Raw genomic sequence first — 18,667 nt, 5'->3', positions numbered from 1 at the left:
TAAAATACTGGGTATTAAGCAGAGATTATCGGTTTTAAACCGACTAAACTGTGAGTAAACGATATCCAAGAAAATTATAAAATTCGACAATAATTAACTAGAGTTATATACCAAAGGAGAGCTTAACATGCAGGTTCAAAAGGTCGACCATCATGAATTGTTCGAGCAGATCTATAACCAAGCGCCTATTGGAATTGCACTCGTTTCTCCAACAGGGCAATGGATGAAAGTGAATCCTGCTTTTTGCTGTATGCTGGGCTTTACTAGTGAGGAGTTAATCCATCTCAGCTACCAGGATATTACGCATCCGGATGATACACCAAAAGATACGGTCTATGCGTGCGAGCTGTTTGAAGGCATGTCCAAAGAGCATAAATACGAAAAGCGCTACATTAAAAAAAATGGTGATGTACTATGGATTTCCTTGCATGTATCCCTGGCTCGAGACGAAGTAACGGAAGAGCCTCTTTACTTCATTTGCCATATTGTAGATATTACCGATCGTAAATTGTCCGAACAAAAACTTTTGCACAGTGAAGAGATGTTCAAACTCATTTCGGATAACGCTCAGGAGATCATCTATATCGCCAATTTTAATGGGGTATGTCGGTTCTGCTCACCCTCAGTCCAAAATTTACTGGGTTACTCGCAAGAAGACGTAATTGGCCAAAATAATAATGCCTATTTCCATCCACAAGATTTGGAGCGGATCTCGCAAATGGACTTGAGTACAGGTAATTTGCTGAATATAAGGGTCCGTCATAAAGATGGGCATTATCTTTGGTTTGAAACCACATACAAGATTATCGGGGACGCTGAACACGAGCAGCAGATTCTTTCGATTGGACGAGATGTATCCGAGCGAAAGAAACATGAGGAAATCAGTGCAGAGGCAGAGCGCATAGCAATGATCGGCAGTTGGGAGTGGGATATGGTCAATGACCAGCTTGCCATTTCAGATCAAATTTTTGAGATTTTTGAACTTGAACGCACCCGCAAACCCTATCGGGCAAGTGACGTTTTCAACGTGATGACTCCGGCGGATGCAGCGTCTTTACGAGAACAAATTGGATGGGTAAAACAAGGGGAGCCGCTTGATTTTGAATACAAGCACATCCGGTCGGATGGAAGTGAAAAATACCTTCACTTGCGCGGGTTGATCACCCTCGATGAACACCAACAGCCAGTCCAGTTAAATGGAACACTGCAGGACATCACTGAACGGAAACTGATCGAATTCAAGCTGCAGGAATCTGTGGAACGGTACACTTCATTGAAAAAATATAATCATGACGCCATTATTTCGTTTAACATGGATGGTAACATTATGAATGCAAATCCTGTAGCCGTAAATATGACGGGCTGTCCGGTGTCTGAGATGATTGGCACAAGCATCAGCAGATTTATTGGCGCCAGTAATCTGGGCCTGATCCTGCGCAGCAATTACGAGATGGCCGAGAAGGAGATTAACAGTATTCGCCACACGAATGGCAGTGAGACAGAGGTCTTGGCTACGCTGGCACCGATCATTATCAATAAAAATAATGTTGGGTTTTACCTTATTGCGAAGGACATCACCGAGCAGAAAAAACTGCTTGTAGCCAAAGAGACAGCCGAGAGAATGAATAAGGCCAAAAGTGAATTTCTGGCGATGATGAGCCATGAAATCCGTACTCCCATGAATGGTGTCATCGGGATGACGGACCTGCTCCTGGATACCCCTGGACTTAGCGGAGAACAAAAGGAATATATCGAAATTATCCAGAAGAGCGGAGATTCCCTGCTGGCCATTATCAATGATATTCTTGATTTCTCCAAAATTGAGTCAGGCAAAACCGATCTGGTGGACGATCCCTTTGATCTTGGAGAAATCGTGACAGAGACCGTGCAAATCGTGAAACCACTCGTTCGCGAGAAAAAGCTGGATATCCGTTTATCTCTGGATGATGGCATTCCAACTCCGTTGTATGGTGATGCTTACCGCCTTAAACAGGTACTTACCAATATCATCGGCAACGCGGTCAAATTCACTTCAGAAGGCGGCGTGGAAATTGAAGTTGGGGTTAAGGAGCAGTGCGGCAATAACGTACAGCTGTATTTTAAGGTGAAGGATACGGGGATAGGGATTCCGGTAGAGAAAAGACAACAATTGTTCGAGCCCTTCTACCAGCTGGAGAACTTCATGACCCGCACACCTCAAGGCACCGGTCTGGGGCTTGCCATCAGTAAGAAGCTGGTTGAGCTCATGCAGGGTGATATCTGGATCGAAGAATCGGATGAACCGGGTACAACCTTTATATTTACAGCCAGCTTCAAATTAAACAACAGTGAAGAGAGCAACAGGTTTGATCGACTGCAGAAAAAAAGCAGAGCAGCCTCTCTTCGAATTTTGATCGCGGAAGACAATGAGGTGAATCAGCTTGTCCTTAGCAGGATGATCGAGAAAAAGGGACACTTTGTAGATCATGTGGCGGACGGTGTTGAGGCAGTCGAGGCTGTCAAACGTAATGCATACGATATTGTCTTTATGGATGTGCATATGCCAAGACTCGATGGATTCGAAGCTACAAAAGCGATTAAGGAGCTGCTGAATCCTGAAGAGTGCCCATACATTATCGCGGTAACGGCAAACGCTGTGAGAGGGGACATGGACAGGTGCTTGAAGGCAGGCATGGATGCATATGTAAGCAAACCAATTAAAAGCGAGTCCATTATGCAAGTGATGGAGACGTATTACATCAAGAAGCAGATCAATTCATAATCAGGCAAAAGAAAATGTTGACGATAATAGCATAGTTTGCTATATTACACCCATAACAAATGCATATATTCAAGTGTTGTTTCTGGATAGATTAACACTTGATCGGCAATAGAGCCGCTAACTTATCATAGATAAGGGAGCGGTTTTTTTGTTTTTATATGCGAAAAAATCCAAAGGAGTGTTGTTCATGTATCGTCCCTTACTGGAAAGAGGAAAGCCGGCCTTTGCGGGGGTGCGAACGTTTATGCATTTGCCCCATATTCAGACATTGGAGAACGTAGATTATGCCATTATCGGCAATCCATTTGATACAGGAGCCGGGTATGCGGTAGGCACCAGATTTGGCCCTTCGGCCATCAGGGAAATGTCGCAGCGGATCAGAACAACCAATCCTGCTCAAGGCATTGATAGCAGTGAATATTTATCAGGTATTGATTATGGCGATTTCTCCATCTATCCCGGATACATTGAACAGACGTATGAAACGGTACAGCAACAATTAGCACCCATCTATTCAAGTGGAATCGTACCGATTATTTTGGGTGGAGATCACTCCATTTCCTATCCTCATGTGAAAGCAGCGGCGGAGCAATACGGGCCGATCAGTCTGGTGCATTTTGATTCGCACTCGGATGCTTGGGAGCCCATGGACGAGATCCGCAAATATTCACACGGCAATATGTTTTATCATGGGGTGAAAGAGGGTTGGATCAATGCCGAAACCTCGATTCAGATGGGAATGAGAGGGCATTCCAGTTTGACACATTATGAAGAAACAAGGGGACTCGGCTTCGATCTGCTCACCACAGATGATGTCAAAAAGCTGGGGCCCGAGGAACTGTGTCAGCGAGTCAAAGACCGGGTGGGCAATACGCCCGTATTCCTGACCTTTGATATTGATTTTCTGGACCCTGTGTTCGCTCCCGGGACAGGCACGCCGGAAGTGGGCGGATTCACGACGTATGAAGCGATTCAGATGATTCGGGGTCTTGCGGGAATTCGGTTGATCGGCTGTGATCTGGTGGAGGTGCTGCCGGATCGTGATCCTACGCGTGTTACAGCCCTCAATGCAGCTTCCATCGTATCTGAATTTATTACACTGCTGGCCCTGTATCGCCGGAGTACCAAGGAAGCGTTGGCTGCCAGTATTACAGGTTAAAAAAACGCATGAAAAAAACCTTGCCTGTTCAACAGGCAGGTTTTTTTGATGATCTAGTAATTATTTAATTTCAGTCAACACTGATTCTGCAATATCAACCAGTTTCTTGCGTTCGTTCATGGCCTGCGTGCGCATCCATTCATAGGCTTTGGTTTCGCTGATGTTTTTTTGCTTGCTAAGTGATATCTTGGCACTCTCCACTCGTTTGATTTCTTCCAGTTTGGTGGATAAGAAACGGTATTCCCGCTCCAGATGAACACGGGTCTGGTAATTTTTAAGACCGATCAGCAAAGACCATTGAAGTTCATTGTCATTCATTCCTGAACAGAGTACACCGTCAAGCTTCTCATGAGGAGCAGTGGTGGCAGGTTTACGCTCGTCACACCACCATAAAATGGGGAAAGAGAACAAGTGACTGGCTGAATACAGCCATTTCTTCAGTCGACATGCGGGGACATCCAAAATAATCATTTCAAACCTGCTCTTGGTCAGTTGACTCATACATTCAGCCTCAATTGACTCAACCCGATAACCTAATTCGTTGAATTTGACATCAACTCGACATTTTGTAGTCGGGATATCATGAACATGCAATAGTCTTGGTTTCATAATTTACCCATCACCTCGAAGTCGGAATTGAGACAATATCTTCGTGTATGAACTGGATGTGGATGACCTGATTAATGTTAATTTATATAATACATCCCGACAAAAGTCAACAGAACAAGTGATATAACATAACGTAGTTTAGCTGCAAAATCTTTTATTCGAGAATTTGTGTCAAATATATTGACATTGATTGAGGCTGTTTCTATAATTGGCATTACACAACTGCATACAAGCAATCATCCTTCATCTGGAGGATGGTTGTCTATGGCAAAGAGGCCGCTTACTCATAAGCGGCCTCTTTTTGTATTTTTTTAAGTTGAAATGATAAACAAAGGGAGAGATCAAACATGAAATACCGTCCACAGATCGACATGGGAAAGCCTCTTTATTCCGGCATCCATACCTTCATGCATTTGCCGTATGTACAAACACTGGAAGATGTTGATTTTGCGGTCATAGGAGTTCCTTTTGATACAGGTGTAAGCTATGGGATTGGTGCACGCTTCGGTCCAGCTTCCATCCGTACGATGTCACAGCGGATTCGACCGATATCTCCCGTTCACCAGATTGATATTTCAGAATTTTTATCAGGTATCGATTTTGGTGACCTTCTTGTACATCCCGGATATATTGAACAATCCTATCAAGCGATCGAAGAGCAATTAGCGCCTGTATTTGAGGCAGGAGTAGTTCCCATTCTATTGGGTGGAGATCACTCCATATCGCTTCCGCATTTAAGGGCAGCTGCGCAAACACATGGTCCGGTATGCCTTGTCCATTTTGATTCACATTCCGATACAGGACGTTCCAAACAACCTGAACGAATGTGGTCTCATGGAGCAGTCTTCAGTTACGCCGTGGATGAAGGGCTGATTGATCCACATCACTCGATTCAAATGGGAATGAGAGGAACGACCTATCGTGCTGGAGGTTTGGATGAGGCGCGTGCGATGGGGTTTGAAGTGATGACAACCGATGATGTAAGGGAGCTTACCATTCCTGAGTTGTGTCAGAAAGTTAAGGAACGCGTGGGAGATCGACCGGTATTTCTAACCTTTGACATTGATTTTCTGGACCCGGTATATGCACCTGGTACAGGAACACCGGAGGTTGGCGGCTTTACGACCTACGAAGCACAGAAAATGCTTCGGGGTCTGGCCGGTATCGATTTTATCGGTTTTGACTTGGTGGAAGTGCTTCCGGATCGCGATCCAAGTCAAGTCACAGCACTGAATGCAGCGAATATTGCCTTCGAGTTTGTCAGCTTGCTTGCTGTGAAGCGCAGAGCGGATATGAAGATGTCGGAGACTGCTGAAGCAGCATTATAGCGCTCAAGGAGCTTTTCGCTGCGGAAGGATAAATGATAGCAAAACATAAGGGGGAAGCGTTCATATGAAAAAATGGTTGAAGAGGACAGCGCTGTTTCCGTTGTTCGGAATGATGCTTATCACAGGTTGCGGTTCGGCAGGACAAGGATCAGGGACATCAGCGAGTGCAGCCAAAGGTAACCATACTCAGGCAAATCAGTTGACCATCGGGATTACGAACCCGCCTCTGATGTTTAATCCGATCGACTCAGACGGAAGTGGCTCAAGTGGTGCTGTATTCACCTACCGATATTTCTTTGATAGTCTGGTCAAAACAACGGGCCCGCTTCAATTCGAAATGCAGCTTGCCGAGTCCTTTGAGACAGATGATAATCAAACGTTCCGCATCGCCATTCATCCGGATGCAAACTGGACAGATGGTACACCTATTACTGCACAGGATGTTGAATTTACGATCAACCTGATTGCCAATCCCATGACGATCACTACACAGCGCAGCGCCATATTTTCCCTAGACGGATTGAATGAGAAAGGGACGCTGCCTGAAGGCTCTGAAGAGCTGGATTCGATCAAGGTCATTGATGAGAAACATCTTGAGATTCGAACCAAAACACCGGTGGACCCCAATCTGGTTTATGAACGCTTCTCCGATGTATTGATTGTCCCCAAACATGTGCTGCAGGATGTAAATCCGGCAGAACTGAATCAAAACTCATTTTGGCGCAGCCCCAATGTGACTTCAGGTCCTTATACTTTTGTGAAATATGAGAACAAATCCTATGTGGAACTCGCTGCCAATCCGGAATATTACCGTGGAGCTCCCAAGATTGAAAAGGTGTTTATCAAAATCATGCCAGCCTCCAATATGGTCGCACAGCTTCAATCCGGAGAGCTGGACATGAATGCGGCACAAGGGGTAGGGAATATCCCGGCTTCAGAATGGCAGACCGTAAAATCCATTCAGGGGCTGACAACGAAAGAGGAGCAGACCCGGAGATACAACTCGATCGAGATTAATACGGAACGTTTTCAGGACAAAAAAGTAAGACAAGCCCTGGCCTATGCGATCAACCGGCAGATGATTGTAGAACAGCTGATGCCAGGCACCGGAGAATTGCAGGACGGCCCGTATGCCAACAGTCATCCGTATCATGACGACAATATTATCAGCTATGGTTATGACCCTGAAAAAGCCAAACAAATGTTAGCAGAAGCCGGCTTCGATATGAAGCGCCCCATTGAATTGATTGTGCCTACCGGTGACCGCACTCGTGAGATGGCAGGCAATATCATTCAGCAAAATTTTCAAGCCATCGGGCTTCAGGTAAACCAGGTGAATTATGATTTTCCGACGACGGTTTCGAAGCTTGTTGCAGGCGAATTCGATCTTGTGCTTAGCAGCTTTGGCAGTATTATGGACCCTGATGGCCCGGCAACCGTATATCGCTCCACAGCAGCACTTAACGATATGCGTTACAACAATCCGGAAGTGGATGAATTATTTGATGCCGGAATGGCAGAGACAGATTCAGCCAAGCGTCAAGAGATCTACAACAAGCTGCAAAATATGATTCAGGAAGACGTACCGCTGATTACGGTATACTCCGAATTTAATCTGATGGCGATTTCTCAACAGATCGCGGGTAAAGGTGGCGTGGTGGACGGCATGCATTATGACGTTAACATGTGGGAGCGCAAATAAATGGAATTGGAGGAACAGGCATGAATGAACTGCTTGAAATACAGCATCTCAGGACCAATTTCCGTACTAATCAAGGGGAAGTGACTTCGGTAGATGATGTGAGCTTCTCCCTAAAAGCAGGAGAGACACTCTGCATTGTAGGAGAATCCGGATGCGGCAAAAGTGTCACCTCATTATCCATTCTGCGTTTGCTTGGACGGAGCGGTTATATCAGCAGTGGTTCCATACGATTTGATGGAAGGGATCTGGCCGAACTTCCTGAACACGAACTGGTCAAGCTTCGCGGCAAGGAAATCTCCATGATTTTTCAGGATCCGATGTCTTCTCTTAACCCGGTCTTTACCATTGGCAATCAATTGACGGAGACCATTCGACTGCATCTTGGGATGGGAGCCAAGGAAGCGAAACAGCATGGCATTTCCCTGTTAAAACAGGTTGGATTTCCAAGGGCCGAGCAGCTGCTTGGACAGTATCCCCACACATTGTCCGGTGGAATGAAGCAGCGTGTCATGATTGCCATGGCACTGGCATGCAGGCCGAAACTTCTTATTGCTGATGAGCCGACAACAGCACTTGATGTAACCATACAGGCCCAGATTCTGAGTTTGATGAAACAAATCCGTGAGGAAACAGGGACTTCAATTATGTTAATCACGCATGATCTGGGTGTCGTTGCCGAAATGGCGGATCGAATCATCGTGATGTATGCAGGGCAGGTCGTCGAGGAGGCAGACGTATATGAGCTGTTCGATCATCCCGAACATCCTTACACCATTGGACTAATGGAATCCATCCCACATATCGAAATTGAAGACGCAGAGCTGCGTTCCATTCCCGGTTCGGTTCCCTCACTCCAATCCATGCCTTCAGGCTGCAGATTTATGGATCGCTGCAGCAGGGCGGCAGCCCAATGCCATACCCCTCCACCATTGACAGAGATTCGCGAAGCTCATAAAGTACGCTGCTGGTTTCCGGTGTAAGACTTAAACCTACAGGATAAGGGGGACATGACATGTCAGCGATGCGAATGCCGATTGAGAAAAGCGCCGATAAACCGTTACTCCAGCTGGAAGGGGTCCAGAAATATTATCCCATTCAGAAGGGCATATTTTCAAAAACAGTTGGACAGATCAAGGCAGTGGATGGAATTGACCTTCAGGTATACCCTGGAGAAACTGTTGGTCTGGTCGGGGAATCAGGCTGCGGCAAATCTACGCTTGGACGCAGCATTATCGGGCTGGAGAATATTAGTTCAGGCAAGGTGCTGTTTGAAGGAAGGGATCTGACCCAAGTGTCGGGCGCAGAGATGAGAACACTGCGCAGGGATATTCAAATGATATTTCAAGACCCCTATTCATCATTGAATCCCCGAAAGCGGATTGTCGATCTCATCACAGAGCCTCTTCACGTATTACGAGGTATGTCGGACGCCGAAGCCTTGCGAGAAGCTTCACAGTTAATGGAGATTGTAGGATTATCGGTTCAAGGTTTGGGGAAATATCCACATGAATTCTCGGGAGGTCAGCGTCAACGAATAGGTATCGCGCGTGCGGTTGCTCTTAGACCCAAACTGATTGTGTGTGATGAACCTGTTTCGGCACTTGATGTTTCCATTCAGGCCCAAATCCTGAATCTGCTTAAGGACTTACAGCGTGAATTTAACTTAACCTACTTGTTTATTGGTCACGGCCTTGGATCCGTAAAGTATATGAGTAATCGCATAGCCGTAATGTATCTCGGCAAAGTGGTAGAACTCGCCCCGGCACAAGAGTTGTTTTCTTCGCCCAGACACCCATATACCCGAGCATTGCTCGATGCTTATCCTATTCCGAATCCCCATTTGAGAAACAAAGAGCGAATTGTACTCGAAGGGGATGTACCAAGTCCCGCATCACCACCACAAGGCTGTCGTTTTCATACCCGCTGTCCACTCGCCAGTACCAAATGTCAGGAGGAGGAGCCGCTTCTTACTGAAGATATCTTCCGTAAAGGACACTTGTATGCTTGTCATGATCCACTTGGATAAACGTTATAACCATGTATGCACAGAGGGGGCCTTTTATGTTGAATTACGTGCTTCGGAGACTTCTGATCGCGATCCCGGTATTGTTTGGAGTAACTTTCCTTAATTTTGTCCTCATCAATCTGGCCCCGGGGGATCCCGTGGACATGTATGTGAATCCGGATGTGAGTGAAGAGGACAAACAATTAAGGCGAGAAGCACTTGGATTAAATGATCCGTTCATGATTCGGTACTGGAAGTGGCTCGTGAATTTGGTGCAGGGTGATCTGGGGCATTCGTTCAGTTCCTTCCAACCTGTAACCAGTTTAATCGCTGAACGAATAGGTCCGACCTTGCTGCTGGTAGGGGCATCGATTCTGTTTGGATATCTGATTGCGATCCCGATTGGCATTTACTGTGCTGTAAAGTCGGGCTCCAAGTTTGATTATTTAATGTCGACCACCTCGTTATTGGGTGTTTCCATTCCGAATTTTTTTCTGGGCCTGGGCCTGATTTATATCTTCGGCGTCCTGTTGGGTGTACTTCCCACGGGAGGCATGAGCACCATGGGAGGGAACGCCGGGATCGGGGATACGCTGACTCACCTGATATTGCCTACAATTACGCTGGGAACTTCCATCTCTGGCGGAATGATCCGTTATGTTCGCGCGAGTGTAATTGAAGTGCTTGGACAAGAGTATCTGCGAACAGCAAGAGCCAAGGGAGTCAGAGAATTTATCGTAATTCACAAGCATGCTTTGAAAAATGCACTTATTCCGCTGATCACGATAGCGGGTCTCGATATTCCTGTATTAATCGGGGGAGCCGTCATTACAGAAAGCATATTTCAGTGGAACGGCATGGGACAATTGACGATTCAGGCCATCTTTTCAAGGGATTTTCCGCTGCTGATGGGTGTAAATATGCTTGCAGCCCTATCTGTACTGGCCGCCAATCTGTGGTCTGATCTGATGTATGCGGTCGTGGATCCTCGAATCAAATACAGTTGAAGAAAGGAGTGAGCATTATGCCTTCACTAAATCTGGAGTCTGGCACAGCTGCTTCCCCTGAACTCGTTGCGGGTTCTGCTGCAGTAAATACACCGAGTTTTGAACGTGAGAGCTACTGGAAAATGATCGGTCATCGCTTTGTCCAGCACAAACTTGCGGTAGCAGGGCTGATTATTCTCGGATTCCTCATCCTGATCAGTAGTTTTGCACCATTCATTGCTCCCTACGATCCCAACGAAATTACGGGTGCATTTGCCGCTTCTCCTTCCAGTCAGCATTGGCTGGGTACAGATCAGGTGGGCCGGGATGTGCTGAGCAGGCTGATCTACGCGACACGTGTATCTCTTGCCGTAGGTGTAGTTACTGTTTTGCTCTACGTATGTGTAGGTACCATTGTAGGAGCCATCGCCGGTTATGTGGGGGGATGGGTAGACATGTTGATCAATCGAATCATCGATGTCTTTATGTCTTTTCCAAGTCTGATGGTGATTCTGGTTCTGGTAACTGTTCTTGGCACCGGATTGTCCAACATTATCATTGTACTCGCTCTGCTGGGATGGCCTGCGGTTGCACGTCTGGTTCGGGGCAGTGTATTAACTCTTCGGCAAACCGAATTTGTAAAGGCAGGACAGGCGCTAGGTTTTAGTTCACCTCGACTGATTTTTGGGCATATTTTGCCGAATGCTTTGGGACCAATTCTGGTCAATGCCACTTTTGGTGCCGCCGCCGCTATCCTGTCCGAATCCTCCTTGAGCTTTCTGGGTATGGGCGTACAGCCGCCCACAGCCAGCTGGGGGAATATGCTAAATGCAGCACAGTCCATAACGGCCCTGACAAGTCAGCCTTGGCTCTGGATTCCACCAGGCCTAATCATTATTCTGTCGGTCTTATCCATTAATTTTATCGGTGATGGTATCCGTGATGCAATGGATCCTCGCAGGACCAGCGCATAGAGAAGAGGGAACATGAACAGAACGTTAATTTCCATGCTATCGTCCTGGAACAAATTAGGGCATCTTCGTAACTATCCAAGGGATGCACTCTTATTCATCGCCGCGAGCTTCGTTAATTCTACAGGCAAGGCTATCATGTGGCCATTAACTACATTGTATGTGCACAATGTGATGGGCAGATCGTATGGAGAGGCCGGATTGATCGTTCTTTATCAAGCACTATGCAGTGTTTTCGGCGAACTGGTGGGGGGCAACCTCTATTATCGCTTGGGTCCCAAAGTTCTGATTACCGGCTCTTTCCTGATCTCTGCCTGCATGCTGTTTGGCATTGCGTTGACGGACAGTTGGCCAGCTTACATTGTTTTCATTTGCGTGCTCGGTTTTGTAAACGGAATTGCACTTCCTTCCCTAAACGCCTACGTCGGTTTTCGTTGGAAAGAGCATCGCAGAACGCTCTACAATCTGATGTACGTTTGTAACAATTTTGGGCTGTCGATCGGTGCCATGGTTGGCGGCTTGATTGCATCGATTTCTTTTACCCTGACATATCTGTTTACGGGAACAACCACTTTATTATTTGCTGTCTTTCTGTTGCTGTTCATGCGCCTGCCAAGCCAGGTCGATTCACACAAAACAATCGATTCAGTTCAGGAACCGGACCAACATATAATAGAAGGAAAAAATGACATGACAGCGAATGACATGCCAGTGAATCGAAGGAGCTTGCTGAAAAATGTAAGTATTTATCTATTTCTCTCTTTTGGAGCCATGTTCTTCTGGATTTCATTCTCGCTATGGTCAACGGGCATTGCTCCTTATATTGACGAGCAGGGACTGGACCTCAAGTTCTACAGCTTGCTGTGGACGATTAATGGACTGGTTATCTTGCTGGGGCAGCCGTTTACGTCATGGATCAAGAAGCGGTTTGCTCCAACTATCGTTAGGCAGATGTTTGTAAGTGCCTTATTTTCGGCTTTGGCGTTTACGTTCATTTTGTTTTTTCACGAACATTATATTTATCTGGTACTCGGCATGATTCTTGCCACCTTTGGGGAAATGATGTTACTTCCCACCATACCTACATTCCTGTCCGAACAAACGGGAGTGAACGCACCTTTTTATATGGGGCTTACTGGTGGATTTGCGAATATCGGCCGAATGATTGGTCCGTTGATGTTCGGGAATGTCTATGATTGGTGGGGAATCGTGCCGGTCATCTTTTTGGGAACCATGTCCTCGTTTGCCGCACTGCTGATGTTCTATATCCATTCCAATCTGAATAAGAAGGAAGAACGGGTGGAACGTTTGTCGCTTATGACCGGAACGATAAACAAGTAAATGGAATTGCAAATAAAGGATTATGCAAAATGATAATGAGACGTTGGCATTCAGGCCAGCGTCTTTTTTGAGAAGGCGGCAACTTTCATGAGTCAGATAACGTTAACTGATTTAGAAAAGATAGTTACGTTATTTACTCGAAAGGAGGCTGTTACTTGATATTGAAAAAAATTGCTTTAGCCGTGCTGGCGTCTATAATGCTTTTTACACTTTCCACTACGGTTCTCGCTGAGGATACTACAGTTGAGATTAAGGATGGAGTGTTATCTGGAAATCGGGTGTTGATCCCTTTGAGAGTGGTGTCCAGCAATTTAGGGGGAGATGTAAAGTGGTATAAAGATGACAAATATATACGAATCAAAACAGATGAGAAGGAGATTTTTCTCGCTGTTAACTTCAAAAATGCGCGCGTGAATGACCAGGTAATAACCATGGATTCTTCTGTGGTGTTAATTGGAAGCACTGCGTATGTTCCGTTGAGATTTGTCAGTCAGACGCTTGGGGCCGAGCTGAGCTGGGATGGTGAAAACAAACAGGCTACAATGATGTTAAATGATCATACGGTGGTTGTGAACGTCCAGAACGATGAATCCCAGATACCTGATTCTCAGAAAATAAGCCAAACACGGATCAATTTATTATCGAAAAAAATGAACGAAACGTCCAATCTGTCTGAGATTAATCAAATACGGACATATTTCAAGCCCTATTTTACAGAAAAGTTAATCCAGTCCATCATTAAAGGGCAGGAGTTGCAGAGCGAATGGATTCAGTATGATATTCCTGAGAACTCCGTTAATTATACGAGCAGTACAACTGGAACGTTATCTCAGTCGTATGTTCTAGGAAATTCGTTAACGGGTGAATCCCACTACGTGAATGATCGAAACATTGAACTTGTATACAGTGAGGGTGTATGGAAGGTCAATCGAATAAAGTTTGTTTTCAGAATGATTCCTAATCTGGAGTATGATCGTTAGTTCGGTTGCAAATGATTTTATCAACATGAAGTAAATAACAATTAAGTAAAAATGTTCTTGACGTATCCTTATGGAGCGAATACAATAAACAACAAATATGTGTAACGGGTGGGTAGATGAATATGTTCATGCCAGTGTGGGGTTTCGAATCGATAACTGAATAAGCATGAGCATAGGTACTGTCCAAGGTGAAAATGTCAGCGTTTGGAGAGCCGTGTTTGTGCAGCCCCTGGCGTGGACGCTATTCATTATTGCGATGCAGAGGAGAAATCCAGAAACGTTTTTGATTTCATATGGTTCTCTTGTTGATACAAAGCTGTAGATGAACATCAGTTCATCTATGGCTTTTTTGCATGCATTCCACCAATCTGTTCACATGGAAAGGAGACTGGGCATCTATTTTTATAATATTCCTAAGGGAAGAAAGAGAGGTAAAGAGATGAAGCAACCGGTTCAAAGTTATACGATATGGTTTTCCCAGCGCACAGGCAGTACACTGCTCAGTGAAGCATTAAGTTCTACGGGCCTTGCAGGCAAACCCGGGGAATGGCTGCACTTTCAGCAGAAGAGTCCGGATACCCTGAAACGAGAAGATCTGGAGCAAATGTGGGAGCAGGGAACAACGCCTAATGGTGTGTTTGGCATCAAGATCAATTTTGAACAACGATGGATTGATGCAATCCGCAATCTGTATCATTTGCCATCCGGAGTATCGCGGGCTGAAGTATGGAGTACCGGTTTCCCTAACTGCACGAAGCATATTTACATGACACGTCGAAACAAAGTTAGATTGGCTGTATCCTGGTGGCGAGCCATTGTTTCAGGTGAGTGGCATCGCAAACATGGAGATCAGGCGGAAAAGCATAATATTGCAGACCAATATCATTTTGATGCAATTAAACACCTGCTTATTGAAAGTAACATGTGCGAAGCTGCAATAGAGGATTTTCTTTCGGAGTCGGGGATCATCCCTTTAACGATTGTATATGAGGATTTTATACAGGATTACGAAGGAACCGTCATAAAAGTGCTGGAGTATCTGGATATCCCATCTGATCACGTTACCATTTCGCCTCCATCTTTTGACCCCATCGCAGACGAGGTTTCCGAACAGTGGGTTCAAAGGTTCCGGGAAGATGGCCAGAAGGGTTGGGAGAATAAAAGATGGTAGAAAGTCATGTTAATAATGATACTTGGGCCGTAAACAAGGCATTTCATGTTTTTCTGCATGATTCGTCTTAGCCATGTAAGAGATGTGATAAGCCGAATGAGACTAACATCTAAATAGACGTAAAGGGGTGGGCAATGTGCCCAAACAAGAAAAAAGATCCATGTCCTGGCTCTTGCGATACCTGAAACCCGTGAAGGGGCGGCTGGCCCTGCTGCTGGTTATGCTGCTGACTTCAACAGGCTTGCAGCTGCTGAATCCGCAGATTATCAAGCGGTTTATCGATACAGCCGCAGGTGGCGGAATACTCACAAGTCTGATTCAGCTGGCAGCCTTTTTTCTGGTCGTTGCCGTGTTTAATCAGCTGATTACCGTAGCGGTAAGTTATCTGGGAAATGATGTATCGTGGCGGGCAACAAACCAGCTTCGCGGGGATTTGCTGAAGCATTGTCTGCGTCTGGATATGCGTTTCCACAATGTTAAGACACCCGGGGAGATGATTGAACGTGTCGATGGAGACGTAACGAGCATTTCAAACTTCTTCGCCATGTTTATTGTGCAGGTTATCGGGAGTTTTGTATTGCTTGCGGGAATACTTGGGTTTATGTTCACGGTGAATTTACCCATTGCGATCGTCATGACGGTATTTACGTTATTATCGATTATGTTTATGGTATTTATCCGTAACCTCGGTGTACAATCTTCCAAAAATGAGCGTGAAGCAAGTGCTTCCCTGTTCGGCATGATCGAAGAACGTATTGCCGGAATCGAGGATGTCCAGGCGAATGGGCATGTACCGTATGTCATGAACAGATTCTACAAATTGATGCGAATTGTTTTCCTGAAAGGCCGGAGAGCCTGGATTTTACGCGTTATTCCGTGGAATACAACCGTGATTTTGTTTGCCATTGCTGTCACAGCGGTTCTCCTGCTGGGTGTTCATTATTTTATGCAGGGGGCAATCAGTCTCGGTACGTTATTTCTTATTTATCAATACACCCAGATGCTGAATGATCCGATTGAGATGCTTGGAGATCAGGTCCAGGAGTTTCAAAAAGCGAAATCCGGTATGCTTCGTTCCAGGGAACTGCTTGCTCTAAGCAGCGAAATCAAAGACGGAGATCAGGAACGGCTGCCAGATGGAGCGCTTGGTCTGGAATTTGAGCAGGTAAATTTCAGTTATAACGAAGATAAACCTGTATTGCGGGATATCAATTTTAAAATTAAGCCTGGGCAGAGACTTGGGATTATTGGTCGCACAGGCAGCGGCAAGTCCAGTCTGAGTCGTGTGCTGCTTCGTTTGTACAATCTGGATAGTGGTGTCATACGTGTTGGTGGCAAGGATATTTCCGAGCTTAGCTTGCAGGCACTCTACAGACGAGTGGGCATGGTGACGCAAGATGTACAGTTGTTCGATGGCACATTGCGGGATAATCTGACGCTGTTTAATCAGGAGGTCTCGGATGACATGATCCTGGAAACGACCGATCGGCTTGGACTGCGTCAATGGATCGATACCCAGCCAAAAGGGCTCGATACTCATTTGACTGCGGGAGGTTCTTCCCTGTCTGCTGGCGAAGCACAGTTGTTTGCCTTAACCAGAGTGTTTCTGACTGAGCCAAGCCTGGTCATTCTGGATGAGCCGTCCTCACGTCTGGATGCGGCTACGGAACACCTGCTCCAGTCGGCTGTCGATCAGTTAATGAAGCAATGTACGGGAATTATTATAGCCCATCGCCTGGCTACGCTTGAGCAGGTAGACCAGATTATGGTGCTGGGGGATGGCCGGATATTGGAATTCGGGGCAAGGGAAGAGCTGGCGAACAATCCGAATTCACATTATGCTCGGCTGCGGATTACAGGCAGAGAGGAGGAGCTTGCGTGAATGTAGCAGGATTTATTGGACGACTGTTTCGCTTCAAAGTTGTCCTGTTCATCATTAATGGCTTGTTATGGTGTGTGTTTCATTCCTTGCCGCTTGCGATCGGGATCGGAATGCAGTGGTTTTTTGACAGGGCAACGATCGGCTCCAGTGATTACCTGTGGCTGGCAGTTCCGCTTATATTCATTGCACTGATACGGGTAGCCAGAGTGGGTACGTTCTTTGCCGCTTTCTATGCATGGATTACATACGTCTACCATATTCAGGCGATTCTTCGTACCAATATGCTGGCTGGCATCATGCGCTGGCCTGGACGCAACCTTCCAGCTTCACCAGGAGAAGCGATGAGTCGCTTTCGTGATGATGTGGAAGAGGTCGTTGAGTACGTTGAATCGTGGGTAGACTTCTGGGGACGACTTGTCTTTGCGATCGTGTCCATCGCTATTATGGCGAACATTAACTGGAAAATTACACTGGTTGCCGTTTTGCCCTTACTCGTGGTTACCCTGCTTAACAATTTGTCAGGGAATCGTGCACGCAAATATGCCCAGAACAATCGTGAAGCGACGGGGCGAATTACGAGTTTCATTGCCGAGACGTTCGGTGCGGTGCAAGCACTGAAGCTGGGGCAGGCAGAACAGCATGTTTCAGCACGGTTTAACCATTTAAATGAAGAACGGCGTCAAGCTGCTTTGCGGGATAATCTGTTTAAACAGTGGATGAGATCCATGAATCAGCATGTACTCAGCATTTGTACGGGGTTAATTCTGCTGATGTGTGCTGCTGAGATGAGGACCGGACAATTCACCGTAGGAGATTTTGCCCTGTTTACATCGTATCTTGCCAACATCGGCTTTAGTATTTCCTTATTCGGGTACATGGTATTCCAGCATAAACGGCTGAAGGTATCCTTTGACCGCATGCGCAAGCTGTTTCGTCCTGGTGAAGAAGATTGCATTATGGAATCACGGGAAATCTATCTGTATGAAGACCCGCCAGAACTTGGTGAAGTGCAGAGAGGTTCGGACGAGAAACTCAGGGAGCTGGAAGTCAGCAATCTGTCGTATCAATATCCTGACTCTGTGAATGGAATTCAGGATATCAACCTGCGGCTGAAACGAGGTCAATTTCTTGTCATTACCGGACGCATCGGATCAGGGAAGTCAACGCTTGTACGAACTCTCCTTGGACTGTTGCCGAAACAGGCGGGAAGTATCCGATGGAATGGAAAAGATGTGGATCCGGCGACCTTCTTAATGCCGCCGAGAGCGGCATACACTCCCCAGGTCCCTCGCCTTTTCAGTGATACATTGAGGGAGAACATTGTGCAAGGCAAAAAAGGGAAGGTGGATGAATCACTCGCGCGGGCCATTCGCCTTGCTGTAATGAAAAAAGATATTGACCACCTTGATCAGGGGCTGGAGACATCCGTTGGCCCAAGAGGGGTGATGCTGTCTGGCGGTCAAATTCAGCGTGCAGCAACTGCACGTATGCTGATGACTGGAGCAGATCTGTTTATCTTTGATGATCTGTCCAGTGCACTGGATGTGGAAACGGAACAGCAGGTATGGGATGGTTTATCCAACGAGCAAAATGTGACATGTATTGCCGTATCACACCGACGGGCAGCGCTTGCCAAGGCTGATCATATTATCGTCATGAAGGATGGGCGTATTGAGGCTGAAGGAAGCCTGGCGGAACTGCTGGCAACCAATGAAGAAATGCAACTGCTGTGGCAAGGAGAACAGTCACCTGTCAAAGTGGGATAATATCCG

General features: G+C 46.2%; 14 protein-coding genes. 13 read left to right on the top strand and 1 reads right to left on the bottom strand.

Annotated elements, in window-relative coordinates; all coding sequences use genetic code 11:
- Positions 1 to 127 precede the first annotated feature (127 nt).
- Positions 128 to 2,761 (top strand): PAS domain S-box protein, encoded by a 2,634-nt coding sequence (locus tag AB3N00_RS05380; RefSeq protein ID WP_413033663.1) that lies wholly within the window; start codon positions 128 to 130, stop codon positions 2,759 to 2,761.
- Positions 2,762 to 2,948: 187 nt separating this feature from the next.
- Positions 2,949 to 3,920, top strand: a complete 972-nt coding sequence (gene speB, locus AB3N00_RS05375; RefSeq protein WP_413033662.1) for an agmatinase — start codon at positions 2,949 to 2,951, stop codon at positions 3,918 to 3,920.
- A 60-nt stretch (positions 3,921 to 3,980) separates the two neighbouring features.
- Here the strand turns inward: speB (AB3N00_RS05375) and AB3N00_RS05370 are convergent, their stop codons facing one another.
- Entirely contained in the window at positions 3,981 to 4,421 is a 441-nt protein-coding gene (locus AB3N00_RS05370; protein ID WP_413033661.1) for an ANTAR domain-containing response regulator, read from the bottom strand.
- 455 nt (positions 4,422 to 4,876) lie between these two features.
- Between AB3N00_RS05370 and speB (AB3N00_RS05365) the strand changes: the two genes are divergently transcribed.
- The 11 genes from speB (AB3N00_RS05365) (at position 4,877) to AB3N00_RS05315 (ending at position 18,661) form a co-directional block, all read left to right on the top strand.
- Positions 4,877 to 5,857, top strand: a complete 981-nt coding sequence (gene speB, locus AB3N00_RS05365; protein ID WP_413033660.1) for an agmatinase — start codon at positions 4,877 to 4,879, stop codon at positions 5,855 to 5,857.
- Between the two features lie 64 nt (positions 5,858 to 5,921).
- Positions 5,922 to 7,559 (top strand): ABC transporter substrate-binding protein, encoded by a 1,638-nt coding sequence (locus tag AB3N00_RS05360; protein WP_413033659.1) that lies wholly within the window; start codon positions 5,922 to 5,924, stop codon positions 7,557 to 7,559.
- Between the two features lie 20 nt (positions 7,560 to 7,579).
- Positions 7,580 to 8,539: an ABC transporter ATP-binding protein gene (locus AB3N00_RS05355; RefSeq protein WP_413033658.1), complete on the top strand. Its 960-nt coding sequence runs from the start codon at positions 7,580 to 7,582 to the stop codon at positions 8,537 to 8,539.
- Positions 8,540 to 8,571: 32 nt separating this feature from the next.
- A complete protein-coding gene (locus AB3N00_RS05350) occupies positions 8,572 to 9,585 on the top strand; it encodes an ABC transporter ATP-binding protein (RefSeq protein WP_413033657.1) in 1,014 nt (337 codons plus the stop codon).
- 35 nt (positions 9,586 to 9,620) lie between these two features.
- On the top strand, positions 9,621 to 10,571 hold the full coding sequence (locus AB3N00_RS05345; RefSeq protein ID WP_175396383.1) for an ABC transporter permease: 951 nt from the start codon (positions 9,621 to 9,623) through the stop codon (positions 10,569 to 10,571).
- A gap of 17 nt (positions 10,572 to 10,588) precedes the next feature.
- Positions 10,589 to 11,524, top strand: coding sequence for an oligopeptide ABC transporter permease (gene opp4C / locus AB3N00_RS05340; protein ID WP_413033656.1), 936 nt, complete (start codon positions 10,589 to 10,591; stop codon positions 11,522 to 11,524).
- Positions 11,525 to 11,536: 12 nt separating this feature from the next.
- The gene (locus AB3N00_RS05335) at positions 11,537 to 12,862 is read left to right on the top strand and encodes an MFS transporter (RefSeq protein WP_413033655.1); all 1,326 of its coding nucleotides are present in this window, start codon (positions 11,537 to 11,539) and stop codon (positions 12,860 to 12,862) included.
- Between the two features lie 155 nt (positions 12,863 to 13,017).
- Positions 13,018 to 13,842: a copper amine oxidase N-terminal domain-containing protein gene (locus AB3N00_RS05330; protein WP_413033654.1), complete on the top strand. Its 825-nt coding sequence runs from the start codon at positions 13,018 to 13,020 to the stop codon at positions 13,840 to 13,842.
- Between the two features lie 439 nt (positions 13,843 to 14,281).
- Positions 14,282 to 15,013, top strand: coding sequence for a Stf0 family sulfotransferase (locus AB3N00_RS05325; RefSeq protein ID WP_413033653.1), 732 nt, complete (start codon positions 14,282 to 14,284; stop codon positions 15,011 to 15,013).
- Between the two features lie 136 nt (positions 15,014 to 15,149).
- Positions 15,150 to 16,895 carry an ABC transporter ATP-binding protein gene (locus AB3N00_RS05320; RefSeq protein ID WP_413033652.1) on the top strand — a complete coding sequence of 582 codons (1,746 nt, stop codon included), beginning with the start codon at positions 15,150 to 15,152 and terminating at the stop codon, positions 16,893 to 16,895.
- Positions 16,892 to 18,661 carry an ABC transporter ATP-binding protein gene (locus AB3N00_RS05315; RefSeq protein ID WP_413033651.1) on the top strand — a complete coding sequence of 590 codons (1,770 nt, stop codon included), beginning with the start codon at positions 16,892 to 16,894 and terminating at the stop codon, positions 18,659 to 18,661. The genes AB3N00_RS05320 and AB3N00_RS05315 overlap by 4 nt, the downstream gene beginning before the upstream one ends.
- Positions 18,662 to 18,667: the final 6 nt, after the last annotated feature.

The sequence above is a fragment of the Paenibacillus xylanilyticus genome, assembly GCF_047246825.1.
GTDB classification, from domain to species: domain Bacteria; phylum Bacillota; class Bacilli; order Paenibacillales; family Paenibacillaceae; genus Paenibacillus; species Paenibacillus xylanilyticus_B.
Note: the sequence above shows the minus strand (reverse complement) of the source record. Positions and strands in the feature narration are given on the sequence as shown.